Origin of the sequence: Caballeronia sp. (assembly GCF_028292365.1) — a bacterium.
Taxonomy (GTDB): domain Bacteria; phylum Pseudomonadota; class Gammaproteobacteria; order Burkholderiales; family Burkholderiaceae; genus Caballeronia.
The window spans coordinates 1-26,091 of record NZ_JAQGMM010000019.1 but is presented as its reverse complement, the minus strand read 5'-3'; the positions used below and the strand labels follow the sequence as shown (position 1 = coordinate 26,091).

Below are 26,091 nucleotides of genomic sequence, written 5' to 3'. Positions count from 1 at the left end.
ACCCGCCTGGCGTGTGCCGGTACGAACCGAGATTGCGAGTTAGTTTCACAGCACCCGGTTCGCAGGCGTCATTGCAGCTATTAGATCTTCGCCGTTTCCCACGTCGATGGGTGAAAGACTTCCTCCACCGTAAGCTGCCGTTTCGACAAGCCCTGCGAATGATGGTGACGCAGGAAGGTTTCGAGCGTGCTGAGGTTGGGCTGAATACCGTATGACCAATGATCGTCGCCGAGCAGCTCGCGTGCGGCCTTCAGCTGCTCCTCGACAAACGGCAACGTGACCTTCGTCGCCGAGGTGTCCGACAGACGCTCGAGCGCGATACGCTTCGAGTGTTCAAACGCTTTCAGCACCGCAGCCGGCAGCCACGGATGCGTTTCGACGAGCGTCTTGCGAATTCCCACGACGTGCATGATCGGAAACACTTTTGTACGTCGGTAATATCCTTTTGCTTCCTCGGTCGGATCTGAAAACAGCCAGCCCACGTCAGGGTTCTTGCAGCTAGGCGGGCGTGGCGCCATGAAACCATCGAGCTCACCGCGATCGAGCATGGCCGAAATGGTGTCGCCTTCGGGCGCGGCTTCAATGCGGATGTCTTTCGGCAGATCAAGCTTGATCTTCTCGGGACGACCGGGTTCGTCTATGCCTCCGCGCACCCACGTAATGTCGGACGGCTTGACGCCATAATCGTCTTCGAGCAAACCACGAGCCCATACATTGGCTGTCAGTTGGTATTCTGGAAGGCCGACACGTGCACCTTTCAGATCTTCCGGGCGCATGATCCGGTCTCGGCGGACATAGATCGAGGTGTGCCGGAAGGCACGCGACAGGAACACGGGAATCGCTACATACGGGCAAGTACCGTCCGCAAGTTTCACGGCATAACTTGAGAACGATAGTTCGCTGATGTCAAATTCCTGACTGCGGAACGCACGAAAAAACATCTCTTCTGGCGAGAGCGTCATGAAAACAGGATCGACGCCGTCGATCTGTGCCTGTCCGTCGAGCAGCGGGCGCGTGCGGTCGTAGTCACCGCAAGCAATCGAAAGATTGAGTTTGCCAATCATAAGGAATCCTGGTGAAGATGAAATGGGCGGATCGGTTAGTGCGCGTGCAAGCGGTTGGCCTTGCGCGCAAGAAAATCGAAATTCATGGTGAACTGTTCTTCGCGGGTGATCGCGTCGTGCAGGCGACTGACCTCGTCGTCAGAGAAACGCTCGCCGACTCCGCCCGCTGCCTGCGCCATCAACTGGATCCTGCATGCTTCTTCGAGCGCGAGCGTCAGTACCACCGCTTCTTCGACTGTGCGTCCGGCGACTGCGACGCCGTGATTGCGCATCAGGGTCGCCTTAGATTGACCGAGAGCCTTCGCCACCCCCGCTCCCATCTCCTGGGTACGGATGAGGAACATGGTCTCGGAGTAGTACGGAAGGCCGTCGGCGAATTTGCAGGCTGGCTGGCTGATCATCTGCAGGTCCTGGCCAGTTGCGGACAATGCGATGGCATGTGCCGGATGGGCGTGCACCACGCTGTTGATTTCCGGCCGCGCCTTGAAGATTTCCGAGTGAATGAACACTTCGCTATGGCGGCGCCCACCGCCGCCTATCTTCTCGCCCGCAAGATTGCAGAGAACGATATTCTCTTCTGTGATTTCATCGAAACCATAGCTGTGCGGCTTCATGATGAAGAGGTTCGAATCGTCCGGAGTCCGGATGGATACGTGACCACGGGTCAGGTCTCCCAAACCATTGGCTTCGAGAATGCGGCCTGCGTCGATCAGCCTTCGCTTTGCTTGGTCCAGTGTCATAGTGTTTGCCTCGCGCCCAAAGAAGGTGCCGTGCGGCGCGAGAGCGCGTCTCGCCGCAACAGTCATGTGCGTTTCTGTTCAAACTGGCCGCAGTCTGTCCGCCCTGCAGTTCCAGATGCTCACTGCGGCTAGAAGTCGATCACGAGCCGTTCGGTCCTGGACCCGGAGCAGCAGATCAACATGGTCTTGCCGGTTTGCTGCTCGCTCGGGCTTAGTACGCTATCCCGATGATCGGGAACCCCTGAGACCACGTTCACCTGACACGCGCCGCAAATTCCCTCTTCGCAGGAATAAGGCGCGCTGACGCCGGCGTCCCTCAAGACCTGGAGAATGGTCCTCCCCTTGGGAATGGCGAACTCCTGACCGGTGCGATGCAATTGCACCACGTAGCCCCCATCGAGCGCGGCCATTTGCTTCGGCGCAAAGTACTCGACGTGCACCTGCTCAGGCGGTAGTAAAGCAGTGGCGGCCTCGAATGACTGAAGCATCGGCAGAGGACCGCAACAGTAGAAGTGCGCATCGGCTGGCGCACCCGCGACAATCGCGGCGACATCAAGATGTTGTCCCGCGCTATCCGCGTCAATGTGCGTGCGCACCTGGGCAAGACATTCGATCTCATCGAGAAAGGCGGCGTCTCCACGCTCCCTGCACGCATAGTGCATCTCGAACGAGCGGCCGGTTTTCTCAAGGCGCTGCGCCATGCTCCAGATCGCGGTGACGCCAATGCCACCGGCGATCAATACCGTATGTCGTGCGGTTTCGGACAACGGAAAGCTATTGCGCGGACCGCCGATTTCAAGCGCCTGCCCCACGCGCAACCTGTCGTGCATGAAGCTCGATCCACCCCGGCTCGCACGCTCACGCTTGATGGCGATGAGGAAGGCCCGGGGATCGCCATCGGCCGTGATCAGCGAATACTGACGCACGATGCCGCCGGGCAAATGCAAGTCAATATGGGCACCCGGTTCGACCGGGGGCAACGTCGCGTTATCGGGGCGGCGGATTTCATACACGTTGGTTTCATGGGCAGCGTAGCGGATCGCTGCCACGCGCAGGGTCATGGTCGCTTGAGTCGCGGGATCGTCAGCCGCACGGCTCCCTATACCGGGTGCCGTGTCGAGCACGGCGGCTGTATCAGACATAGGTTCCTCTTTCACTTTCAATTGCACGGCGCGCGATTCGGCCGCATCTTTCACGGCTTGTTGCCAGTGTCGAGAACACTGCGCGATGGAAGACGAGGTTTCAAAGCCACGGCAACATCGAGTAGCAGTTTGCGGAACGTCTTGATCTCGGCCGTGGTAAAGCGTGTCAGCAAGCCGGACACGGTCAATGCACCCAACACTTCCCCGCTCTCGTTAAGCAGCGGCACGGCAATCGCGGCAAGATCCGGATCTCGCTCGCCCTTCGACACCACCCACCCGCGGGTGCGAATGGCCGCCGATGCTTCGTCAGTCGCGGCGGCGGGATCGAACGCCCAAAGCACCTTTCCCGCCGCACCGCTTCTCAATGGATGACGCGAACCTTCGTCCAGATGGTGGCGGGCGGAACGCGACGAATTCACGCGATACAGACAGACCCGATCCATGTCGTCACGCACGTAAAACGACGCGGTCTCACGCGTCAAGGTAGATAGCTTTTGCAGTGTCGGCCGCACCAGATCTTCGAGGCTGACCTGCGCCGGACCCAGCGCACCCAAGCGGCGAAGTTCGGGACCGAGCAAATAATGGCCGCGTGGATCGCGTTGCAGGAATTTCATATACACGAGCGACGCAGCCAGTCGCAGGATCGTGCTTTTGTAAAAGCCGGATCGCTGGGCCAGCACGGCGAGCGTCAAGATTTCGCCCGGCTGCCTGAAACATTGCAGCAGCGCCAGCGAACGCTCGACTGCCTCGACCCGGGCACGAGGCTTTTCAGGGTCATCGCCTGTAATGTCTTCGTTCGATGCGCCGGTCATTGCGTCGTCATCGTTTTCAATATGCTGAGTGTTCATGCTTGTCTCCTGCCACGTTGCATGGATGAATTTATAGCGCATTTATAGGTGTTCTGGCTAACAGAATTTGTGCCGCTTGACAGAACGATGGCTGAAAAATACTCTGACTTCACTAATGAAGAAGGAGACAAAAACAATGTTCGGCCCCGCAATGGACGAACGAGTGACGCGTGTTGGCCCAAGAACTCCTGGTGGCAAACTGATGCGCCGCTACTGGATCCCGATCGCGCCCTATTCTCAATTCGATGACAACCCGGTGCGCGTTCTGGGCGCGAACCTGGTCCTGTCCAAAGACAATGGTGGCAAGCTTGCTCAGGGCACAGCCACCGCGACTGAAAGCACACCCGGCTAACTCGGTGTGATTAGCCGCATTGCTCCCGCTTGAGGGTCTGGCAAATGAAATATAGAAAAGTAGGCGGCACCGATCTCGCCGTTTCAGAAATCGGTTTTGGCTGCGGTGGTAATGCGGGCCTGATGGTGCGCGGCAGTTTCGACGAGCAGCTAGCCGTGGTTGAACGCGCCCTCGACCTCGGTATTACGTATTTCGACAATGCACCGGATTACGGCGACGGCGTAGCCGAAGAAAATCTCGGCCGAGTGTTGAAGCAGCTGCAGGCGAGCCCGGTGATGAACTCGAAAGTGGAAATACGCTCGCGAGACCTCGACAATATCGCCGGCCACGTGGTGCGTTCAACCGAAACCACGTTGCGCCGGCTGCAACTCGATCACCTCGACATCCTGCAGATTCATAACGGCCCGGTGAAGGGCGCGGCGCCGCTCGATGGCGGGTACTACGCGACACTTGGTATCGATCATTTCATGCGGCCCGACGGCGCGCTCGAAGGTTTGCGCCAGCTGCTCGAGGCCGGAAAGATTCGCCACGCCGGTTTTATTTGCCGAGGTAACGACATCGGCCCGGTCAAGCAGCTGCTCGACACCGGTCTCTTCAGCATGATCAACGTCTGCTACACGATGCTCAACCCGACGCCCGGCATGGTGTGTCCCGAAGGCCTGAAAGTAGATAAGGACGGGGGCGCCGTACTGAATGTCGCACGCGACGCCGGTTGCGGCGCGGCGATTTATAGCGTCCTTGCTCGCGGATTTCTCACCGATGACAGTGTGGAGGGTCACGAGCGCCATTCGCTCGCCCGTAGTACTGACGCTTACGGCGAGCAGGGCGCCGAACTGCAACGGCAGGCGGCGCAGGTCCGGTTCGTCGCCCGGGAGCTGGGCATCAGCCTGGCCCAAGCCGCCTTCCGTTTCGTGCTTGGACATGCTGGCGTGACCACGGCGCTGGGCGGGTTTTCGTCGCTGGCACAGCTTGAGGAATTGACTCTCGTATCCGGCATGGACGCGATCCCGCCTGAGTTATTGAGCAGGCTTGAGGCCGCGTGGCGCAATAACTTCGCGGTGGTTTGAGAACGCTTTAACCAGCAAGCACCCGCACCACATGCCGGCTTGCTACTAAATAAATACGATGGAGACACGATGACAACAAGACGTACCGTGACAAAAATGGCAGCGGCCTGGCTCGCATTGGCCACGGTCAACGCGCCCTTGAGCGCGCGGGCAAACGAAAAGCTTTCGCCCAATCTTGGGTTGACGAGTTATACCGGCCCGGATCGTGCCGCGAAAATTTTGCAGGCCGCCAAAGCCGAAGGCGAGTTGAACTTCTATACCTCAATAGCAGAACCGGATGTCGCCCCGTTGATCGATCCGTTTCAGGCAAAGTACGGCATTCAGGTCAATATCTGGCGAGCAGGCGACGAGCAAGTGGTTCAGCGCATTGTGGCCGAATCTCAAGGACACCGATACATTCCCGACGCCGTGCATACCGGTTCATCTTTTCTCGATGCGTTACGCAGTGAGAAGCTTCTGCAACCGGTCGTGTCGCCGGTGGTCGCGGACCTCATGCCCGAAACCATCCCTGATCATCATCAATGGGCGGCAACCATGTTGTCGGTGTGGGTGCAGGCGTACAACACGCATCTGATCAAGAAGGCTGATCTGCCTACTTCCTATGCGGATTTACTATCGGCGAAATGGAAGGGCAAGCTGGGCATTGAAGCGAAGAGTTCCGACTGGTTCGCAACCGTCGCAATGCAGATGGGCCGCGACAAGGGTATTGATTTCTTCCGCGAACTCGTTGCTCGCAACGGCGTTGCTGCACGAACCGGCAACTCGCTTTTGAACAATCTGGTGGCGGCGGGCGAAGTGCCCCTGGCGCTCGAAGTTTATAACTACATGCCGGCTCAAGCAAAGCGCAAGGGCGCGCCTATCGACTGGTTTGTCTTGCAACCGGCTGCCGCGCGGGTCAATGGTGTCGCAATACTAAAGCATGCTCCGCATCCGGCCGCTGGCTTGCTGCTCTATGACTACCTTCTTTCCGTCGACGCCCAGAAGATCCTCGCGAGCCGTGATTATGTTCCGACCAATCGCAACGTGGCCTCTCCTCTGAAGGACGTGCATGTAACACCCGTCGACCCCGCTATGCCGCTGGCCGAAAAGACCGAGTGGAATTCCATTTTCAACCGGATCTTCTTGCATGCCGCATCAGCCAGGGACGCTTCAGCCTGAAGGTAAAGCATGCTATTCGCTTCCGCCAAAGTGGGAGCAAATAGCATGCGGATAGATAAGTGTATAGATCTCCAGGCCCTACCGAAGGATGTCAGAACCGGTGGCGGATCCCCATTTTCACAGCGATCTGGGTCGGCGTACTGGATTGTCCGAGCGATCCAATAGAGGCGACTGCCGCCTGTCCCGTCGAGTCAATACCGGACGCGTGCTGCCATATACCGACAAGGTTAAGGTCCGTGCGCTTTGAGAGCGCATAGTCCGGCCCGAAGTCGACCTGCTCGTACTTTGCGTTTCTGACTTTGGTGTAGTCAAAAGAGAGGCCAACGAGCAGCGCCGGCGTAAAGTTATAGCGGCCGTTGATTTCGAAGCTATTGAAGACAGCCGTGCCGCTGTTCGGGGTAGATGCAGTACGGACGATGTCCTGGTAGCGAGTGTTGGTGTAGACCAGCCCGATCCTGCCGTTGCCAATTTTATATGCCAAACCCGCTCCAAAAATCTGCAGAACTTGCGCAGAAGCGTAGCCGCTAAACACGGGACTCTTGCCCGGGGATATATAGCCTTTGGCGCCCGGTGACACAGTCCCGTCGAATGCGGATTCGGACGGGTTGTTCACGTTGTCATACACAACAACCGCATTGAGAGGACCTTGTGCGTAATTCAAGGCGAAGTTGTAGATCCGGTTCGTCGCGAAATTTCCCGCTACGCCGCCTGGCGCAAACAAGGCGATTGCCTGCAGACCGTACACGTGTGGCGAGACATATTTCAGCGAGTTATTGTCGCGGAAGTTGTCGTTAAGATTATCGAAATCGCCTGGATGAGTACCCACCCACGCCCACATGGAAGTTGCGGATATGTTCCTTCCAATGTATTGGCTCATCGCGTCGCGTTGACGGCCCATCGTGAACGTTCCAAGGCTCTCGCTGCTAAGGCCCATGTACGCTTGTCGGCCGAACTCCCGGCCGCCTTGCAGCAACTTCCCATTGGATGAGTCAAAGCCGTTCTCCAAAGTGAAGATTGCCTTCAGGCCTGCGCCGAGATCCTCCGATCCGCGCAAGCCCCAACGGCTTCCATTAGTCTGCCCCGTGATTGTTTCCAGGTTCGCATGACCGGACTGGTTGTTGATGTACACCAGACCGGAATCAACGATGCCGTATAACGTCACCGAGGTCTGCGCATGAGCCGCGCCAGCCAGGAAAGGAAATGCGAATAATGCTGCCGTTGCTTTCTTCATGGGGTCTCCGTCCCGTTACATCGTCTCGAATCTGGATGCCCGAGGGACTGTGCAAATCGACAATTAGTGTCGTGTCCCTTTCGGCTTAATGTAGTTATGCTAACTATCTATTGTTTTATTCAAATCTGTTGCGTGGTCGTATTGCTATTCAATGCGTCGTGGTCAAGCGTTCTACGGATGACAATGGCCCGGGCTCATCTAACTCTCGCGCGGGGGATCAGGGCCAACTCCCGCCGCGCAATCAAAGCCGTTGGCGCATGCCAGGCCTTATACAGTCTCCGACCTGAGCGCGATGCAACTGGCGGGATCGACGGAAAAGAAGATCGTGCCGCCGACGGGCGTTTTGTGTGCAGGATGAACCCGTGCGAGGACGACCTGCTCATTCACCTTGATCTGGAAGTCCAGGGTCTCGCCGAGAAACACTTTGGTGAACACCGTGCCTTCAAAGACATTATGCGAACCGGCTGCCTCCCGGGTCTCATGAACCATGAGGTTTTCGGGTCGCATGGAAATGGTGACCTTGTCGCCAACTCGACAAGAAAACGCATTGGCGACTGCAACGGGCCCGATTGCCGAATCGACGATCAGGTGTCCGTCAGGTCCATCGCAACTAAGAACCGTTCCCTCTATGAAATTGGTCGTCCCTACAAAATCTGCGACGAACTTGCTATTCGGCAGATCGTAGATTTCCCGTGGCGTCGCCTTCTGAACGATCCGCCCTTCCCGCATTACCGCGATCTCATGCGACAAGGCGAGCGCTTCCTCCTGATCGTGCGTGACGTAAATGGTGGTAATCCGAAGCTCCCGCTGCATGCGCTTAAGCTCGAAGCGCATCTTGTCGCGCAGTTTCGCATCGAGATTCGACAGCGGTTCATCAAGGAGCAAGAGCTTCGGCTCCATTACCAGTGCCCGCGCCAACGCTAGCCGCTGCTGCTGGCCGCCGGACATCTTCGTGGCATCGCGGTCGGCAATATGCTCCAGCCCGACGGCGGTCAAAACCCGTATGACCTTCTCTTCAATTTCGCGCTTCGAATATTTCTTTGTCCCCACTTCCAATGGAAAGCTGCAGTTCTTGAAGACGGACAGATGAGGCCAGATCGCGTACGACTGAAAGACCATGCCGAACTGGCGTTTATTCGGCGGGACGAAGGTATTGGTTCCTGCTGCAAACACCGTCACGCCGTTCACCGATATCGACCCTTCCACCGGACGCTCAAGACCCGCGATAGAACGCAGGGTCGTCGTCTTGCCACATCCGCTCGGGCCGAGCAGCGTGAAGAGCTTGCCTTGAGGCACATCGAATGAAACGTCGCGGGCGGCACGTACACGCGCGTTATTTCCATCGACATACTCTGTATTTAAACCCTGAACATTTAGCACAATGATCTCCGTATGTTCAGCCGCGGTTCGGCTTGACGCCGAACTTGCTGCCAATGTATTGAGCGAGGGATACCAGTGCGAGCAACACAAAGATCAGCATCACGCTCAGCGCGGACAGCTCAACATACTGACCGTTTTGCCATAGTTCCCAGATCACGATCGAAACTGTTTCCGAGCCGGGGCTGTATAGAAGAATGGAACTGGATAACTCGCGGATGGATACGATCAACACATAGATCCAGCCGGCCATCAGGCCTGGTTTGAGCAGCGGCAACACGATCCGGTAAAAGGTGGAACTCCATGTCGCACAACTCATCGCGGCGGATTCCTCCAGTTCCTTGTGAATCTGGATCATCGACGTATTGGTGTAACGCATGCCGTAGGGCATGAAGCGCGTGATGTAGGCGAGCAGCAGGATCCATAGCGTGCCGTAGATGCCGATATCGACCTTCAGCGACACGATCATGAACGACAAGCCCAGCACAAGCCCTGGAAAAACCAGCGGCAGCGACGCCAGGTTGTCGAGCAGCCAGCGCCCCGGCAGCTTGGTCTTCACCACGATCCAGCAGATCACGGCGCTCAGCAGCATCACGGCGGTCGCGCAGCCGAATGACAGCAGCAAGCTATTCACCACTGCTGTGCGCAGCGCCGGCAGATGAATGATGTAACGGTAAGCATCGAGCGTGAGGTGATGCGCGGCCGCCAGCGACGGCGAGCGGTAATACTTTTGCAGAGACGACCAGAGCAGCACGGCTAGCGGCAATGCGACGATCAACAAGAAATAGACGACAAAGATGCTGGCGGTGACGAAGCGCCAGCCACCTAGATCCATCTGCCGAGGACGAAAGCCCTTGCCGCTCATGGTCGTATACTTGCCGCCGCGTGATGCAACCCGCGACTGCAGATACAGTCCCACCGACGTGATCAACAACAGCAGCATCGAATACGACGAGGCCAGTCCGACCTGACTCGGGTACTGTTCAATGGCTTCGTAGATCGACGAGGTGAACACCTGCAGCTTGACCGGCAAGCCGATCAGCGCCGGCACTTCAAACGACTCTAGCGCGCGCACGAAAAGGATCAGCAGCGTGGACACCACAGCGGGAAAAGCCAACCGCAACGTGATGCGCCACATTGTCCGGGCAATGCCGGCGCCGCTCATCAGCGACGATTCTTCGAGCGAAGGATCCATGCCGCGAAAGGCCGCTGACATCAAGAGGAATGCCATGGTCGAATAATGCAGCCCGTCAACCCAGATCATGCCGCCCATGCTGTAGACGTTGAACACGGGTTTAGATAACCCGAATATTGACATGAGCGCGACGTTTAGCACTCCAATCTTCGGGCTCGCGAGGAAGATCCAAGAGATCGTGAACAGGATGCCGGGGATGATCAGCGGGACAATGGTAATGGCGTAAAACAGCTTGCGGAACGGGGTATTCGTGCGCTCGATGATCCACGCAAGCACGGTACCGATGAAAAACGACACGAGCGCTGCGCCCAGCGCGAACTCCAGCGAATTGCCCAGCGTGCGCAGCGTTTCGGGACTGCCATAAGCGATACGATAATTGCCGAACGTGAACATTGCCGGCGTATCGGCGACTTGCGGGGTGTAGAAGCTTTGCCAGAAGAGGAAGCACAACGGGATCAGCGCAAGGATGCCGGTGATGAGGACCGCCGCGCCAATGATCAGCCATTTGCTTTCGAGTCGGCGAGAACGCTGAATAGCGGTTTTCATCGCATCGAAGGTCAGTTCCATACGGTCCCCCAGTCGAGCGAATGACTCGGGGAATTCTGCAAAGTCAGCGTTGCACGCGGATGACCTGCCATGCGCTCCGCGACGAGAACGGACCACGTGTTGTCAGTTTCTGTGACGGTACATCTTGTCGTCATCATGTCTCCATTTATCTTTTTTCTACCCATACTGCGGGCATGCCGGTCTCGCCGGCACTGCGCTCACATTCCCTGGCAGCGGCTAGCTGAACCAAGGCAGTCCTGGCCGCGTGGGGCACGGCTCCTGGCATGACACTATGCGAACGGTATTTTCGAGGATCCAGCTTAACGTTCGAGTGACAGTCTCGGTTAAACCCTCGGTCAAACCTCGGTCAGACTTTGGCTGCTGGACCCTCTCAAGTGACGCTATTCAGAAGCTTGAGGTTGAGTTAGCCGGGAGCGTTTTCAGTCGCCGTGGCTGTGCCCTGAGCGAGCTCAAACTCCTCGATGCGCCGATGCAAGTCCTTGACCATCTCGAGCGCCGGCCCATAACGGTCAGCATCGTCGTTAAAGAATCCCTTGTGATACAGCTTGCGGAAGTTGTGCTTCAACAGCGGCTTGCTGTAGTCCGGCGCTTCACCTGTGCCGTAGATAATCGCCGGTGATTCACGAAAGAAATTGATCGGCTCCTCGCCCTGCTCCACACGTGTAATCTGCTCATCGAGCTGACGGCGCAGCAGCACGATCGGAACGTCCGTGCGCCCGAGCAACTCCGCGCTGCGGTCCGTGATCGGCCCTTGCGCGTCCCATACCAGCGCATCTTGCGCCAACACGTAGTCGAGAATCGGACGACCGTTCTCATCATGACGCGGCGGCTCGTACCACGGCACCGAATCCTGCTTTGGCACTTCGACTCCCGGAGGCGCCGCGTAGACCTGATAGCAGATGTGATACGTGTGCGTGTCGTCGATCGGAACGCGAATCTGATACTCGCTGCGCGGTGCGCCAGTCTTGCCGGTCTGCGTATAGAACGGGAAGATCACCGTGGAGTGGTCGCGAGTGTAGTCGCTATCCGCCCCCAGTTCCTGCGAGTAATTCACGCCCTTGGCAAAACCGTGCGTAGTCGGGTGAGCGTACAGCTCCTTGATGCCTACTCCCGTCTTCAAGCGCGTGTGCAGCGTGTGCTCGGCCTGCGCGGTAGCTTCTTCAAAGCGGCCTTGCTGCTTGAGCACGTACTGGAACATGTGGCCGTGCGCCCAGGCGCTATGCGTGGGATCGCCCGTATTCTCGTGGCACTGCAGCCAGTTGCAGTTGATCTGCATGATGGCAATCTGGCGGATCGCGTTGGGCCACACGAACAGGTCCCAGCGCGGCAACGCGGGCGCCGGAGCCGGGCCCATGTAAGCGAACACCAGTCCGCCGAGTTCCTCCACCGGATACGCCTTGAGTTTTTGCTTGATCTCCCCGCACGGGGTTGCTTCCATTGGCCGCTCGATGCATTTGCCCTCCTGATTGAAGAGCCAGCCATGATACGGGCAGCGCAAGCCGCAATCGTCTGGAATCCCGAATTGAAGATCGACATTGCGGTGCAGGCAGCGATCCCCCACCAGGCCGAGCTTGCCGCTGTTGTCTTTGTACAGGACCAGGTCCTCGCCCAGAATGCGCACCTTGCGCACCGGATTGTCGTCGAGTTGAGAATAGGGCGCGATCGGAATCCAGTAGCGGCGCATCAGTTCGCCACCAGGAGTTCCTGGGCCGACACGCGTCAGACGTTCGTTCATTGCGGGGCTGAGCATTGTTTTAGTCTCCTTCAGTTGTGAAGCCAGAATTAGTGAAGTCAGAATATTTTTCGACCACCGTTCTGTCAATCGACACAAATTCTGGCAGACGGAATGCTCATTGAACCGCTTGGAAGAGCGGCAATCTGCGTGATGGATGGCTTAGGAGGAGAGCGGGAACAGTGCATGCGGCTTGGTTCGGTTAAAGAAACCTGAGCCAAGTAGTTACTTCATTGCACGTGAACTGCGATAGCGGGATGTGTTGCGCTAAAGGTCCAGGAGCAAAATCCAGGCGGGTATTTTTTCGAAGACGACCGCTGTAAGCGCACGGAATACTTCAAATCGACCAGTCCAATCGTTGGTTTTTGCGAGCGCGCGAACATGATGCTACCGCTATACACTGGCACCCTTAATCAATGTCGCCAATGCCATGCCTACAGAACACCCAGCTGACGAGTCACATAAATATACGTCACCCTTTAAACGCGAGCCGGTGCCGGATTTACCTCGAAAACTGCCGACCGGGTCGAGCGGCATCGAACCAGCGGTGGCCACCGGATTTTGCGGGCTGATGCTTGATGGCGGCGCCTGGGCTTTCACGCGTGACAAAAGCGGAGACTTCTTCCCCGCGCTCACGCCCATTTGCATGGTCGCGGGCGCCATTCTTACCGCCATTAGCGTTGTGTTGTTCGGCCTCGTCTGGCTCAAGCACCGGCGCGCTTCGCGCTCAAAATGATTAAGTTTGGCCGGTGCAAGTTCTGAAGGCATAGGGCCACGGGTGCTGGGGTGACTGCGCTTCAAATAGCGATTTGGCATCCTTATTATATTTGGCGAATGATAGCCGGATCCGCTCATTCTCGACACCGAGATCCGTGAGAAGGGATGAGCGCTTTGCAAAAGGGCAATTCTCATTAACCGCCAACCGACATGGGAGCCGGTTGGCGAATGACACGCCAAATGCGCCTCGAAATTGGCTTACGACGAGCATGAGTGGCCGGGATGGCCCGTGCATTTCGCGCGTCGGAGGGTTCTACACTCCTTCGACAAGAACAGCCCGATAGGTCGCACCTCTGAAGCGATGCTGCACGACCGTTTGATACTCCGGGCTGTCATACCAGGCACGGGCAGAGGGGGTATCCGGGAACTCGACGATGACCACACCCTCGGGTGCCGGCCCTTCGAGCACCTGTTGCGGTCCGTAGGCCGCAAGAACCTTTATCGGATGACCGGCAAAGGACGCGCCCACCTTGGCCTGGTAAGCATCGAGTTCAGTCTGGTCCTGTGTGCTTTCTCGCGTAAAAACGATATACGTGGCCATGCTTTCTGCTCCTGAAAAAAATAGGTGAAGGATCAAACACGCTGATTACACCGCTCAGTCTACTGAATACTGATGGCATGCGAACGGAGGATGCAGTTTCCGCGGATTGCACCCGCTCTTCGCTTCCTCAGGCAATCCACCCCCCATCGACCGTCAGACTTTCGCCGGTGGTGTAGCTTGCTTCCGGGCTCGCCAGGTACGCTACTGCTGCCGCGATTTCTTCGGGCTTACCGAAGCGGCCGACGCTGGCGAGTTTGGTCATCGTTGCGTGCTCTTCCGTTCCGGGCTGAGGAGCCAGCTCGGTGTCGATCGGGCCAGGCTGAACTGCATTGACCGTCACACCGAATTTCCCGAGTTCGCGCGAAAGACCGCGTGTGAAACCCCGAATAGCGAATTTCGACGCGATGTAAAGCGTTACACCAGGCAGCGGCGCAGCTTCACCGAAAGCGGAGCCCACATTAATGATGCGCCCCCAGCCTGTCTTGATCATGCGTTTTGCCGCGTCCTTCGCCAGTTCGATTGGTGCCCTCACATTCAGATTGAAGTGCGTGTCATACGACGTATCCGACGACTCGAGGAACGGTCCGTATTCGACCGTGCCCGCGTTGTTGACAAGGATGTCCAGCCGGCCTTCGAACTTGCCGCCGAAGACTCCGTTCAGCGAATCGGTCAGCGCCGTGACACCCTCGGGCTTTGCCAGATTGGCGCCGACTGCCTCGGCCTCGCCGCCTGCATCGCGAATCGCGTTGACTACGATCGCTGCACGCTCCGGACTCGACGCGTAGTGGACAATGACCGATGCGCCGTCCCGTGCAAGACGGGTTGCTATGGCCGCGCCAATGCCACGAGAAGCGCCGGTCACGAGTGCGAGTTTGCCTTTAAGAGCTTGGGTCATGATTACCTCAATAGTGAATTTGAAAGGTTCGCTTACATGCTTAGGCGCAGGCATTAGCTGACTGCTGCATGTGCGCCAATGCAGTCATGCACTGGTTGATGCGTATCTTCTGCTCGTGCCGGAATGCGCGGTAGTCATGTGCGAGGAATAACTGTTATCCACGAAACGCGTCTTCTCCTGCTGACCTGAGCGCTTCAATGTGTGGCTATCGCGAGCGGCAACGCGTAACAGTCGACACGTTCGCCTTGCTGGTAGGCGAGATATGGACTCAAGGCTCCGGCAACCTCAATCACTCAAGGAGATTCGCAATGGCACGGCAAGACAGACTCGACGCTTTCAAGGCCGGCTTCAAGGCCGGCAAGCCGCCGGAAATCCACCCGATCATGGAGCGCGCGACTGCTGAACTGGCTGCGAGCGGTCAGGCTGGCCGCGCCATCAAGGCTGGCGACCGCGCGCCGCAGTTCACGCTGAAGGATCAGAACGCCAACGACGTCTCCTCTGCCGATCTGCTCGCGCAGGGACCGCTCGTGGTGACCTTCTATCGCGGAGGTTGGTGTCCGTACGGCAACCTGGAACTTCGGGCGATCAACGAAGTGCTGCGGGAGATTCGCGCCCATGGTGCGAACGTAGTCGCCATCTCGCCGCAGACGCTGGTTAATAGCCGCAAGTCGGTGCGCGAGAACAGGTTGAGTTTCCCAGTGCTGAGCGACGTCGGCGGCGAGACCAGCGCGGCGTTCGGCCTGCGCTTCAGGCTACCGGAATACCTCATCGATTTATATGGACTCCTGGAAAATGACCTCGCGGCCTTCAATGACGACCCGAGCTGGGCCCTGCCTATGCCGGCGCGTTACGTCATTGGGCGCGACGGTGTCGTGCTGTACTCGGAAGTCAATCCGGATTACACGCGTCGGCCTGATCCAAGCGACATGTTCCCGGTGCTCGAAAAGGCCGCCGCGAAAGCGTAAGCAAATTACTGGTCGAATTGAGTACTGGCACCACTCTCACCAAGCAGATGCTCGACAAAAGCGACGAAGGCCCGCGCCTTGGTTGTCGCCATGCGGCCAGACGGGAAGACTGCCCAGACATCGATGGGCGGCAGCGTCCATTCGGTGAGAACGGCTTGCACAGTGCCGTCGGCGAGTTCGGGGGAGAACATCCATTCCGACGCGACCGCGAGACCCAAGTGCCCCAGCACTGCAGTGCGCATGCCCTCGGCAGCGCTCACGCTCACCCGGCCCGACACGACCACGGCGACCTCCGAACCATCATCGCGGCTAAACGACCACGACTCGCCGCCGCCTCGCAGCGAATAAACTATCGCCTGGTGGCGGCTCAGCTCGGCAGGCGTCTTCGGAATCCCGGCTTCGGCGAAATAGCGCGGCGTTCCCACCACCAGTCGCCGCCCACGCAGGATGCGTCGCGCGGTCATCGTCGAGTCGTCGAGCGACCCCATGCGGAGCGCCACATCGACGCCCTGTTCGAGCAAATCGATAGAGCGATCGTCGAGGAGGATGTCGATACTGAGTTTCGGATGCTGGTCGAGGAAGGTCTTGAGCGCGGGCAGGACATGTAGCCGCGCGAACGTGACGGCCGCACCAATGCGCAAGCGTCCCGAAAGCCCGTCCGACGATTCGCGTACTGACTGCTCGGCCTGATCCGCTTCGTCGATTGCGCGACGGGCGTGCTCGTAGAATCGCTGGCCTGCATCCGTCGGCGTCAGGCCCCTCGTTGATCGGAGCAGGAGCCGCGCACCAAGATGCTCTTCGAGTTGCGCAATCGCCTTCGAGACCGCCGGCTGGCCCAACTTCAGCCGGCGAGCCGCGGCAGAAAATGAACCTGCGTCGACTACGGTGACGAACGTTTCCATCGCGGTCATGCGGTCCATGTACGGCTCTCCTGCAAACTGTTCAGAATCAAATAGCACAGTCTACCGAGCATCGGTGCATGCTGTCTCTGGCGCCGGAGTCCCAAGGTGCCAAAGCTCGAAGCGCGCGTTCGGACGACGCGTGGCGCGCTACTTTCCTGTGATGGCCGGAGACGCGAAAGCAATATCCGATGGACTGCCAACCGCCACGTAGGTGCCCGTAAATCGAAGCTTGCCACTGGCCGTATCGACGGCAAAGATCGCGATTTGATCGCTGCGTTGATTCAGTGAATACAGGAACCGGCCCGACGGATCAAACTTGATCACCCGTGGATAATCGCCACCGGTCGGAATCTCACCCACGCGCGTCAGACGGCCGTCCGTGCCCACGCGAAACTGGACGATCGTGTCATGAAGACGGTTCGCCACGTAGATAAAGCGGCCGTCATGTGAAAGCAATAGTTCCGATGCGAAGCTCGTGCCCTGGTAGGCGGCTGGCAGCGTCGAGACGGATTGGAATTGTGTCAGCACGCCCCGCGCGCTGTCGTATGCATAGCAGACCAGGGTCGACGCTTCTTCGGTGACTTCGTACAGATACCGGCCGCTCGGATGAAACACGACATGTCGCGGCCCCGCGCCGGCCGAAGAGGCGACAAATGGTGGGTCGTTCGGCGACAGCTTTCCAGTGGTTTCATCGAACTTCCAGATATAGGTACGATCGACGCCGAGGTCAGTCGAAATCACAAATCGCCCATCTGGCGAAGACACAATATTGTGCGCGTGCGAACCGTCGTGGTCGCTCACTGCAAAGCTCCCAGGGACGCCTTCTGCCGCGTGTTGTGCGCCTGCGGGAGCCTGTGGTTGTTGCACAGAAGAGGCGTCGCCCAACGTGCCGTCGCTCGCCACTGGAAATACCGCGATGCTTCCGCTGTTGTAGTTTGCAACCAGCAGGAAGCGGCCGTTCGGATGCAGACTTAGATACACCGGTCCCGCGCCTTGTGAATTGACCGTGTTGATCAGATGCAACGAACCAGTGCCCTGGTCGATGACATAGGCGCTGACCGAACCGTTCGTCGTGCCGTTGTAGTTCTTCACCTCGCTAACGGCAAACAGGAAGCGCTGCTGCCGGTCGACGACGAGGCAACTCGGATTCTCGATGCCACGCACCGGCTCTAGCGCGTCAAGCTTGCCGGTTGTCGGGTCGACCTGGAAGCGATGAATGCCAAGGCCGTTAGGCGTGTAGGTGCCAACGTATGCGAATAGCGGCGCGCCCGTCCTCGCTTTGGCCGCCGCGCTCGCCGCCTGCACGGGGCGAGCTACAGACAGAGCCCCCACGGCCGACATGGCTGCCAGCCCGCTCACGCGTTTGAGCCAGGCACGTCGCGCCTGCGATGCATGGACATCAAGATTCCGATTTCGAACTTTGCTCATTGCTTGCCTCCTGGATGATGACCGACAGCCCCCAAGTGAATATGAGCGCCGCTACAGAGATAACCGTCTTGCAAACGGTTCAAGTCTTGAAAGTTTTGATTCATCGCTCGGCGCTATGGCACTTCGCGCCAGTGCATCAGATAACCGTACTTATGTGCGCGCATTGCTTGCTGATCTTCATGCCGCGGATAATGCTGTCGTTCTGGATGTGCGATGCGTGCACCGACGCTCTTTGATCCGCACGATGCCGGCAGTCGGGTCGACCAGGAATGGGTCTGCGTCTCCAGCATTACATTCCTTAATTATGGAATATATGTTTTAATTGAAGATTATTCTAGCATGCAATGTCGACGCGTCAACTGATCAAAAACACTCGACATCACAGTTGCAACATGTCCCGCAAGTCCGGCCCTCCAGGTCTGATTCCGTCGCTGAAACCGGGTCTGTCGCAGTAAGGCAGCGAGCCTGGTAATTGCGGCATACAAAGGATTACTTAGCAAATGGCTAGAAAAACTGTTTGCGGAGCAGCAAAGGGAATAGACGCTGAAACATCGGTATCGATGCAATGCTGTTGACCGCCGGACGCAATGAGCCCTGGCCGATAAACTTTGCGGAAAACGATCTAACGCGGGTGGAGTCGATCGGCTAGATTTGAAAACCTTCGCGCTCGCATCAGCGTATTAGCTCGCCTTTCGCCTCGTTATCAACAACACCCAGGGATTTTCGACATGACACAACTGCCGCCTGTCGCGTTATCGGTTGGAGCGGATTACGAAAGTGTCGCCAGCCGCTTCAGGCCCATCTTCGAACGCATTGCTGCAGGCGCGGTCGAGCGCGACCAGCTCAGGACCCTGCCCTACGATCAGATCGCGGAGCTTAAGCAAGCGGGTTTTGGCGCGCTGCGCGTGCCTGTGTCGCATGGCGGCGCCGGCGCCTCCATCAAGCAACTGTTTCGTTTGCTGATCGAACTCGGTGTCGCAGATTCGAATCTCCCGCAGGCATTGCGTGGCCACTTTGCTTTCGTCGAGGACGTGGTCAACGCGCCGCCAAGCGCCGAACGCGACCAGTGGTTTGAACGTTTCGTACGCGGCGACCTGTTCGGCAATGCGTGGACTGAAGTCGGCAACGTCGCGTTGGGCGGCGTCAACACCCAAGTATCGAAACAAGGCGGCCGATGGGTCTTGAACGGCGAGAAGTACTACAGCACGGGCAGCATTTTCGCGGACTGGATCGATGTCTATGCGCAGCGTGCTGAAGACGGCAGCGACGTAATTGTCGCGGTGGCCGCGAAGCAGCCGGGCGTGACGTTAAGCGACGACTGGGATGGTTTTGGTCAGCGCACCACGGGCAGTGGCACCACGGTATTCAAGGACGCATCGGTCGAACCGGGTCATGTTGTCGACTTCGCGCGGCGCTTTAAATATCAGACTGCTTTCTATCAACTGTTCCATCTTGCGACGCTGGCCGGCATCGCCCGGGCGGCTGAACTCGATGCAGCAGCGGAGGTGCGCGCACGCAAGCGCATCTATAGCCACGGCAATGCGCCGCATGTCAGCCAGGACGTTCAGATTCAGCAAGTGGTTGGAGAAATTGCAGCCTGGGCTTATGCCGCGGAAGCGATCGCGTTGCGGGCGACGGAGCCGGCGCAACGCGCATACGAAGCGCGTTTTGCCGATGACACTGATGCCGAAAACCGCTTCAATATTGAAGCAGAAATAGAGTCGGCGAAAGGACAGATCGTGGCGACAGAACTTGCGTTGCGCGCCTCAACCCATCTTTTCGATGCGCTGGGTGCATCGGCCATTGGCGGCGGCAAGGCGCTTGATCGCCATTGGCGCAACGCACGCGCGGTCTCGTCGCATAACCCGATCGTGTACAAGGCCAAACTCGTTGGCGACTGGTCGATCAACCAGAAGGAACCCATCTACGCCTGGAAGATCGGCGCGGGACCGGGCGCAGGACCTGCACCCAGGTAAGCTGCCTGTACACGGCGTATCCGCCTACCCGCCGTTCGTCTCCAGATGAGCTTTCAGCGCATCGATCAACACACGCACCTTCGGCACCGGATAACGTGCCGAAGGAAAGATGGCGTGAATGCCCGCGGGCGGCGATGACCACGCCGGCAACAAGCGCACCAGCCGTCCCGCTTCAACGTCCTCTCCAATCGAGAAATTCGTCAGGTAGGCCACGCCGCCGCCGGCCAATGCTGCCGCGCGACAGGTCGGCGCGGTGTCGGCGAAAAATCCTGGACTGAAGCGCACAGTCCGCTTCCCGCCGCGCGTGCTTTCGAGCGGTGCAACCAGCGGCTTCTGTAAGGCAGACATGGCGACGAACGGCAACTTCGCGACCGCTTCGAGTGTGGTCGGCTTGCCCCAGCGGGCGACAAACGCAGGACTCGCGACGAGCCACTTGACGAAGCCGCCGATCTTCACGGCGCGATGACTCGAGTCCGCCAGCCGCCCGAGCCGGATCGCGACATCGACTGATTCTGCGACCAGATCCACCTGACGGTCCGCCGATACCAGTTCAATCCTGAGTTCCGGATGGCGTTGCTGCAGCGCGACGAGCACCGGCGCGATCACGCTAGCTCCATAGTCGATAGGTGTCGCCACGCGCAACGTTCCCCGCAGCACGCCCGACTCCTGCGCCAGTGCCGAGATGGCCTCTTCGGTGGCGCTCAGGATCTGCCGGCTCGCTTCGTAGAACGTCCTGCCCGCCTCCGTCACGCTGACCCGGCGCGTGGTGCGCATGAGCAGGGTCGCCCCGACCTCCGCCTCCAGACGCTGCATGTGCGTACTGACCATGGTCTTCGCAATCCCGAGACGGTCGGCCGCGGCCGTCAGCGAACCCGCCTCGACCACCGCCGCGAAAACCACCAGCCGGTTAAGGTTAACAGCGCTCAGGCTAGTCATGGATTGTCCACTTTAAGAGGATTGTGTAACCAACATTATCCGTCTTCTCATGCCCTATGCGGCGCACTATGCTGGCTTCATTCAAACCCCGTCTAAACCCGGTTCAAACCCTTTCAGAGTGCATCATGCCCACGCTGCCCAAACCGCTCCAGCCCATACGTCTCCATACCACACTGCTTTCCGGCCACGGGCATCGGGCGAAGCTGTTCCTGACGCTGCTCGACCTGCCTTTCACCACCATCGAACTCAACATGAAAGCCGGCGATAACCGCAAGCCGGCGCATCTGGCACTTAATCCGTTCGGTGAAGTACCGGTGATCGAAGACGGCGATGTTGTCCTGTCCGATTCCAATGCGATCCTTGTCTACCTCGCGCGTAAATACGGCGATGCGTCGTGGTTGCCGGACGATCCGGTCGGCGCGGCGGCGGTGCAGCGCTGGTTGTCGCTGGCAGCGGGAAAGATTGCGCACGGTCCCTGTGCCGCGCGACTGGTCACGGTATTCGGCGCGCCGAAGGACTATGCGACCGCCAAGAAGATGGCGGAAGACCTCTTCGAAATCATCGATCCCGAGTTTCGCGACAAACCGTTCGCGGTGGGACAAACGCCGACCATCGCGGACATCGCTGCTTATACGTACATTGCTCACGCGCCCGAAGGCGGTATCTCGCTCGAACCGTACCCGCATTTGCGCGCGTGGCTGAAGCGCGTCGAGGCGCTGCCGCGTTTCCTGGCAATGCCCGCGACAAAGGCCGGCCTGCTCGCCGAGACCACGTAACGCACTAGCTCACGTAACTCCCGCACGGCACACACTTCTCTCCAATACCGAGAACATCATGTCCGCTCTTGCACCTGCACCTGTTACCGCGCCGCCTTCGGGTTGGCGTGCTGTGGAATCACCTTTCCATGCCGGCGAACTCGCCGCGCAGGAAAGTGCGGGCGTGCGCGAGCGGATGGACGTCGACGCGCGTCGCGGGATTCGCGACTACATGCCCGAGCAGCATCGCCGGTTCTTTGCGGAACAGCCGTTCATGGTGCTCGGTGGAGTCGATGAAACGGGCCAACCGTGGGCCACGGTGCGGATCGGCGCACCAGGTTTTATTTCCGCGCCCGATGAACACACTTTGCGTATAGCGGGCCGGAGTCTGGCGGGCGATCCGCTCAAGCCCACGTGGCAGGTTGGATCGGTCATAGGCGGCCTCGGCATTCAGCCTGCTACGCGGCGGCGCAATCGTGTGAACGGTGTCATTACCGCTATGGACGATCAAGCGATCACGCTTGCCGTCAGCCAGAGCTTCGGCAACTGCGCCAAGTACATCCAGAGCCGGACGCCTGTCGAATTTGACATGAAAGAAGCCGCGTCGGCAGCGCCGCTTGTTTCTAATCGTCTGAACGATGCTGACCGCGCGCTGCTTGCACGGGCCGATACGTTCTTCGTCGCCAGCGCGAATACATCGAACGAAGCAGGCTTGGGACGAGGTGCCGACGTGTCGCATCGTGGCGGCAAGCCGGGGTTTATTCGCGTCGATGATGACAGCACGCTGACCACACCAGATTTCAGCGGCAATCTGTTTTTCAATACTATCGGCAACCTGATGCACGATCCGCGCGCGGGGTTGCTTGTGATCGACTTCGACAGCGGTGATCTGCTGTATCTGGCCGTGGATGCCGAGATCATCTGGGAAGGCGCGGAAGTTTATTCGTTCGATGGCGCCGAGCGCTTGATTCGTTGGCACGTGCGTGAGGTCCGTCGCACTCCGCGTGCGCTGCCCATGCGCTGGTCGGGTGTGCAATACGCGCCGCAACTTGCGAAGACGGGTAGTTGGAAAGCGCCGGAGACCAAGCAAATAGCCGCGAACGCGTGGAGCAAGTTAAAGGTCTCGAAGGTCAGCGAGGAGGCTCCCGGCCTGCGGTCGTTCTATTTCCAAGCCGCCGACGGATCAGCGCTTCCTGCGTACGAACCCGGCCAGTTCCTGCCGATCCGTCTGCACATTCCAGGGCTCGGAGCGCCCTTGATCAGAACCTATACCCTCTCCGATGCCCAGCAAGGATCGGTGTATCGCATCACGGTAAAGCGCGAGGGTACGGCGTCGACGTGGCTGCATGAGAACATCAAGGCGGGCATGGAGATCGAAGCCAAGGCGCCGGGCGGGGCTTTCGTATTGGATCGGTCGAGTGGCCGCGCGGTGGTCTTGCTGTCTGCAGGTATTGGCATTACGCCAATGATCGCGATGCTGAACAGCTTGCTTAACGACAAGAGCGGGCGTGCGCGGCCCGAGCATATTCATTTTATCCATGGTGCTCGCCGAGCCGAAGAGCACCCGTTCGCTGACGAACTCAAGGCTGCTGAGCGAGCGCACTCGAACCTCTCGGTGCATCTGCGTGACAGCCAGGCTGATGCAGGTCCCGTGGGCCGTGTTGATATTGAGTATCTCAAGAGCGTGCTGCCGTTTGGTGACTACGATTTTTACCTCTGCGGCCCCGGCACATTCATGCAGGATATGTACACCGGCTTGCGTGCACTTAATATTGCCGATGACCGGATTCGCTTCGAGGCGTTCGGACCGGCGAGTGTCAAGCGGACACAAAGCGCCAAGCCGGCATTGTCGGTCACGAAGCCCGTTGCGCCCCGCGACCCCGAGCGGTCATCGAAGGTAGTGTTCATGCGTACGCAGCGCGACGCGCAGTGGTCGCCGGAAGACGGAAGCCTGCTGGATTTTGCAGAGGCGAACGGCGTGTCGGTGGCTTCCAATTGCCGGTCCGGAGTGTGCGGTACGTGTGCGACGCGCGTGTTGTCGGGCGACGTGACCTATCCCGTGCCATGCGAGGGCGAGATCCCGGCGGGACATGCGTTGATATGCAGCGCAATTCCCGCGAGGATGGGTTCGGGCGAAGAGTCGGCGGTTGTACTGGACCTGTGACAGCGGCGTAGTAGTGGCTGTTGCTCAGAAGAAAATAAAGTCGTCGTTGCTGTCGGGTAGAGCGCTCAAGATGCGCTGAAACTGATAGCCGCCAACCAGCCCGGCAACGCCGATGATGACCGCAAGCCACGCCCGCGTAATGCGGCGTGGGCGGGTTGCGGATACCGTCGGCGCACGCATGGAGTACGTCGCGTTCTTCAATGTCGGTCGGCTCATCTAGCCAGGCACCGCTGCGTTGTCTGGCAGCATCGAAGCCAGGACTTCAGTGAGTTCCGTCGTTCCGAACCGCCGCTCGCCTATTCCCTGTTCCACGTCGATGCGGCCCGCGTTGTGCGTATCGTAGAGATCCATAATGAGCTGTGCATGGTCGGCGACAAGACCGGCGCGCAGCAGCATGGCCGGCCATTCATTGCGCGGCACTTCATGCGCGCTGATCTCGCGCCGGTTCACCTCGCTCAGCGCGCGGGCGACATCAAGTGCACAGACTCGCCGGGGACCTTCGATGCTGACTACCCCGCGTGACTTCCCCAGCAGCAGCTCTGCCGCGAGCAGCCCCACGTCCTGCGCCGCCACCGTCGGAAAGGCCTTGGTCAGTGGGTGATGCAGGCTCGGCAATTTACCCGTTGCGAGCGCGGCTGGTATTACCCGTGCCCAGTTCTGCATATGCTCCGCTGCGCGCAACAACGTCAGGTTTTGAACCGATGTTTGCAACTGCTTTTCGAGCGCATGAAATAGCAACGTGATGCCCGTACCGTGGTCCAGTTCCGCGCCATAGTCAGACAGCGCTAGTACATGAGAGGGTGGATTCGCGCGCAATGCATCGGCTGCAATTTCAATCATGCGATGCATCGTGCCGCCGGGATGTGCGTCACCGATCGGGACCGGACACAGGATCTGTACTGCATCCGCACCTTCTATCGCTCTTTCTACCGATGCCGGGTTCAGCAGATCGGCAAGCACGATCTCGCAGCCCATCCGCGCAAGCTGCTCGCCCTGAGCTTCATTGCGTACCACGGCTCTGACCGCATGGCCCGCATGGCGAAGCGATGCCGCGCTCACGCGCCCTACTTTGCCCGATGCTCCGAATATCACAAACACATTCGACTCCTTGTTGGTCTGGATGTCGTCATCGTAAGGAGGTTGAGCGTTCCGGGCGCGCAGGGAAGGATCGGCATGCGCAGATACGGATGATTGTTTTGCGGCGCCGCCACAAAATGGCCGGGCGCAAGATGCCGCCCCATTACGACGTCGAGCAAATTGACGGAAAACCCAGCACAATGCTCGCTTGCCGACCTCTGCGAGGACCTGCCATGAATGCCGTGACACCCATGCCATTGCCCATGCCGCTTTCAGGCTCCCGCGTCAATTTGCGCTCCAGCAGCGGTCGAGGCTGGAACGGCTTTGGTGCGGCGCTGCTTGGTATTTCGGCGGGCACGCACCGGATTCCGGCCATGCCGCATCACCGCGTCGGTGTGCATGTCGGGCCGCCGGTGATGGCGCGCTGCCTGTGCGAGCAACGTCGCTATGCGCGCGTTCAGGCGCATGGCGACGCCGACGTGATCCCCGCAGGACTCGAAGGCCAATGGACCGACGAATCGGACTGTACGATCCTCAGCATCTGGATCAGCGAATCGTTCACGCAGAAGACGCTCGAGCAGCTCGAACTTAAATCGGGCGCTGCCGTGATCCGTCCGCAACTCCAGATGCGCGATCCGCGTTTTCAGCATCTGGCGTGGGCGCTGCAGGCAGAACTCGAAGCCGGTGATGCGTCCGATTCGCTCTTTGCAGAAAGCCTCTGTACAGCAATGGTGATCAGGCTAGCCGGCAGCGGCGCCGATGGCGGCATCGCCACGCTCGAAGGCCGCCGGCGTACGTTGGCGCCGCGAACGGCTACCAGCGTGATCGACTTTATTGAAAGCAATCTGGACCAGCGCCTGACGCTTGACGAACTCGCCGCGTTGGCTCAACTTAGCGTGCCGCATTTCAAGGTGCTGTTTCGCGAGACGCTTGGCGTGCCGGTGCATCGATACGTCGTGCAACGTCGCGTTGAACGCGCAAAGGCGCTGCTAATACAAGGCAAGCTCAGCACCAGCCAGGTGGCGCTCGAAACGGGCTTTTCTCATCAGAGCCATATGGCGCACTGGAGGAATCGGTTGCTTGGATTGACGCCGCGCGAGATCGTAAAAGACAGCGGGCAAACGGTCCAGCTTGCGGTTCCCACTCCGGCGAATACAGCGAATACAACGCATAAGAAACCACTTTCACGTTGAGTCGATGAC

24 protein-coding genes are annotated in these 26,091 nt (G+C 58.8%); 9 read left to right on the top strand and 15 right to left on the bottom strand.

All coding sequences use genetic code 11. The features are described from left to right. Window positions 1-80: 80 nt before the first annotated feature. The 4 genes from JWR14_RS00920 to JWR14_RS00905 all read right to left on the bottom strand — a co-directional run bounded on the left by JWR14_RS00920 (window position 81) and on the right by JWR14_RS00905 (window position 3,794). Entirely contained in the window at window positions 81-1,061 is a 981-nt protein-coding gene (locus JWR14_RS00920; RefSeq protein ID WP_299699822.1) for an ABC transporter substrate-binding protein, read from the bottom strand. A 38-nt stretch (window positions 1,062-1,099) separates the two neighbouring features. Next, a complete protein-coding gene (locus tag JWR14_RS00915; RefSeq protein ID WP_299699786.1) occupies window positions 1,100-1,870 on the bottom strand; it encodes a class II aldolase/adducin family protein in 771 nt (256 codons plus the stop codon). Window positions 1,871-1,932: 62 nt separating this feature from the next. Beyond that, window positions 1,933-2,946: a PDR/VanB family oxidoreductase gene (locus JWR14_RS00910; RefSeq protein WP_299699784.1), complete on the bottom strand. Its 1,014-nt coding sequence runs from the start codon at window positions 2,944-2,946 to the stop codon at window positions 1,933-1,935. 50 nt (window positions 2,947-2,996) lie between these two features. Beyond that, the gene (locus JWR14_RS00905; RefSeq protein ID WP_299699782.1) at window positions 2,997-3,794 is read right to left on the bottom strand and encodes an IclR family transcriptional regulator; all 798 of its coding nucleotides are present in this window, start codon (window positions 3,792-3,794) and stop codon (window positions 2,997-2,999) included. A 115-nt stretch (window positions 3,795-3,909) separates the two neighbouring features. Here JWR14_RS00905 and JWR14_RS00900 point away from each other — a divergent pair, with 115 nt between their 5' ends. The 3 genes from JWR14_RS00900 (at window position 3,910) to JWR14_RS00890 (ending at window position 6,371) form a co-directional block, all read left to right on the top strand. Then, complete coding sequence (locus JWR14_RS00900) at window positions 3,910-4,146, top strand: hypothetical protein (protein ID WP_299699780.1); 237 nt, start codon at window positions 3,910-3,912, stop codon at window positions 4,144-4,146. 44 nt (window positions 4,147-4,190) lie between these two features. After that, window positions 4,191-5,213, top strand: coding sequence for an aldo/keto reductase (locus JWR14_RS00895; protein ID WP_299699777.1), 1,023 nt, complete (start codon window positions 4,191-4,193; stop codon window positions 5,211-5,213). A 69-nt stretch (window positions 5,214-5,282) separates the two neighbouring features. Next, on the top strand, window positions 5,283-6,371 hold the full coding sequence (locus tag JWR14_RS00890) for an extracellular solute-binding protein (RefSeq protein WP_299699774.1): 1,089 nt from the start codon (window positions 5,283-5,285) through the stop codon (window positions 6,369-6,371). Between the two features lie 91 nt (window positions 6,372-6,462). On the opposite strand, the gene JWR14_RS00885 is transcribed toward JWR14_RS00890, so the two are convergent. The 4 genes from JWR14_RS00885 to JWR14_RS00870 form a co-directional block, all read right to left on the bottom strand. Next, entirely contained in the window at window positions 6,463-7,602 is a 1,140-nt protein-coding gene (locus JWR14_RS00885) for a porin (protein ID WP_299699771.1), read from the bottom strand. 267 nt (window positions 7,603-7,869) lie between these two features. Next, window positions 7,870-8,982 carry an ABC transporter ATP-binding protein gene (locus tag JWR14_RS00880; RefSeq protein ID WP_299699768.1) on the bottom strand — a complete coding sequence of 371 codons (1,113 nt, stop codon included), beginning with the start codon at window positions 8,980-8,982 and terminating at the stop codon, window positions 7,870-7,872. 16 nt (window positions 8,983-8,998) lie between these two features. Next, a complete protein-coding gene (locus JWR14_RS00875) occupies window positions 8,999-10,741 on the bottom strand; it encodes an iron ABC transporter permease (protein WP_299699765.1) in 1,743 nt (580 codons plus the stop codon). A gap of 403 nt (window positions 10,742-11,144) precedes the next feature. Next, window positions 11,145-12,491: a Rieske 2Fe-2S domain-containing protein gene (locus tag JWR14_RS00870; protein WP_299699763.1), complete on the bottom strand. Its 1,347-nt coding sequence runs from the start codon at window positions 12,489-12,491 to the stop codon at window positions 11,145-11,147. 475 nt (window positions 12,492-12,966) lie between these two features. On the opposite strand from JWR14_RS00870, the gene JWR14_RS00865 reads away from it, so the two are divergent. Then, window positions 12,967-13,209, top strand: coding sequence for a hypothetical protein (locus JWR14_RS00865; RefSeq protein WP_299699760.1), 243 nt, complete (start codon window positions 12,967-12,969; stop codon window positions 13,207-13,209). A 294-nt stretch (window positions 13,210-13,503) separates the two neighbouring features. On the opposite strand, the gene JWR14_RS00860 is transcribed toward JWR14_RS00865, so the two are convergent. Together JWR14_RS00860 and JWR14_RS00855 are read right to left on the bottom strand one after the other, a co-directional pair. Continuing rightward, entirely contained in the window at window positions 13,504-13,791 is a 288-nt protein-coding gene (locus JWR14_RS00860; RefSeq protein ID WP_299699757.1) for a DUF1330 domain-containing protein, read from the bottom strand. Window positions 13,792-13,918: 127 nt separating this feature from the next. After that, the gene (locus JWR14_RS00855; RefSeq protein ID WP_299699755.1) at window positions 13,919-14,686 is read right to left on the bottom strand and encodes an SDR family oxidoreductase; all 768 of its coding nucleotides are present in this window, start codon (window positions 14,684-14,686) and stop codon (window positions 13,919-13,921) included. Between the two features lie 308 nt (window positions 14,687-14,994). On the opposite strand from JWR14_RS00855, the gene JWR14_RS00850 reads away from it, so the two are divergent. After that, window positions 14,995-15,651: a peroxiredoxin-like family protein gene (locus JWR14_RS00850; protein ID WP_299699752.1), complete on the top strand. Its 657-nt coding sequence runs from the start codon at window positions 14,995-14,997 to the stop codon at window positions 15,649-15,651. A 5-nt stretch (window positions 15,652-15,656) separates the two neighbouring features. On the opposite strand, the gene JWR14_RS00845 is transcribed toward JWR14_RS00850, so the two are convergent. Beyond that, entirely contained in the window at window positions 15,657-16,571 is a 915-nt protein-coding gene (locus tag JWR14_RS00845; RefSeq protein ID WP_299699749.1) for a LysR family transcriptional regulator, read from the bottom strand. A gap of 129 nt (window positions 16,572-16,700) precedes the next feature. Further along, window positions 16,701-17,981: a lactonase family protein gene (locus JWR14_RS00840; protein WP_299699746.1), complete on the bottom strand. Its 1,281-nt coding sequence runs from the start codon at window positions 17,979-17,981 to the stop codon at window positions 16,701-16,703. Between the two features lie 728 nt (window positions 17,982-18,709). Here JWR14_RS00840 and JWR14_RS00835 point away from each other — a divergent pair. Further along, window positions 18,710-19,957, top strand: a complete 1,248-nt coding sequence (locus tag JWR14_RS00835) for an acyl-CoA dehydrogenase family protein (protein WP_299699743.1) — start codon at window positions 18,710-18,712, stop codon at window positions 19,955-19,957. 24 nt (window positions 19,958-19,981) lie between these two features. Here JWR14_RS00835 and JWR14_RS00830 read toward each other — a convergent pair whose 3' ends face one another. Beyond that, window positions 19,982-20,893 carry a LysR family transcriptional regulator gene (locus JWR14_RS00830; protein ID WP_299699740.1) on the bottom strand — a complete coding sequence of 304 codons (912 nt, stop codon included), beginning with the start codon at window positions 20,891-20,893 and terminating at the stop codon, window positions 19,982-19,984. Between the two features lie 125 nt (window positions 20,894-21,018). Between JWR14_RS00830 and JWR14_RS00825 the strand changes: the two genes are divergently transcribed. Both JWR14_RS00825 and JWR14_RS00820 read left to right on the top strand, forming a co-directional pair. After that, window positions 21,019-21,669 carry a glutathione S-transferase family protein gene (locus JWR14_RS00825; RefSeq protein ID WP_299699737.1) on the top strand — a complete coding sequence of 217 codons (651 nt, stop codon included), beginning with the start codon at window positions 21,019-21,021 and terminating at the stop codon, window positions 21,667-21,669. Window positions 21,670-21,727: 58 nt separating this feature from the next. Continuing rightward, on the top strand, window positions 21,728-23,812 hold the full coding sequence (locus JWR14_RS00820; protein ID WP_299699734.1) for a pyridoxamine 5'-phosphate oxidase family protein: 2,085 nt from the start codon (window positions 21,728-21,730) through the stop codon (window positions 23,810-23,812). A 24-nt stretch (window positions 23,813-23,836) separates the two neighbouring features. On the opposite strand, the gene JWR14_RS00815 is transcribed toward JWR14_RS00820, so the two are convergent. Both JWR14_RS00815 and JWR14_RS00810 read right to left on the bottom strand, forming a co-directional pair. After that, window positions 23,837-24,028, bottom strand: a complete 192-nt coding sequence (locus tag JWR14_RS00815; RefSeq protein WP_299699731.1) for a hypothetical protein — start codon at window positions 24,026-24,028, stop codon at window positions 23,837-23,839. Then, complete coding sequence (locus tag JWR14_RS00810) at window positions 24,029-24,910, bottom strand: NAD(P)H-binding protein (protein ID WP_299699728.1); 882 nt, start codon at window positions 24,908-24,910, stop codon at window positions 24,029-24,031. A gap of 212 nt (window positions 24,911-25,122) precedes the next feature. Here JWR14_RS00810 and JWR14_RS00805 point away from each other — a divergent pair, with 212 nt between their 5' ends. Further along, complete coding sequence (locus JWR14_RS00805; protein ID WP_299699725.1) at window positions 25,123-26,082, top strand: AraC family transcriptional regulator; 960 nt, start codon at window positions 25,123-25,125, stop codon at window positions 26,080-26,082. Window positions 26,083-26,091: the final 9 nt, after the last annotated feature.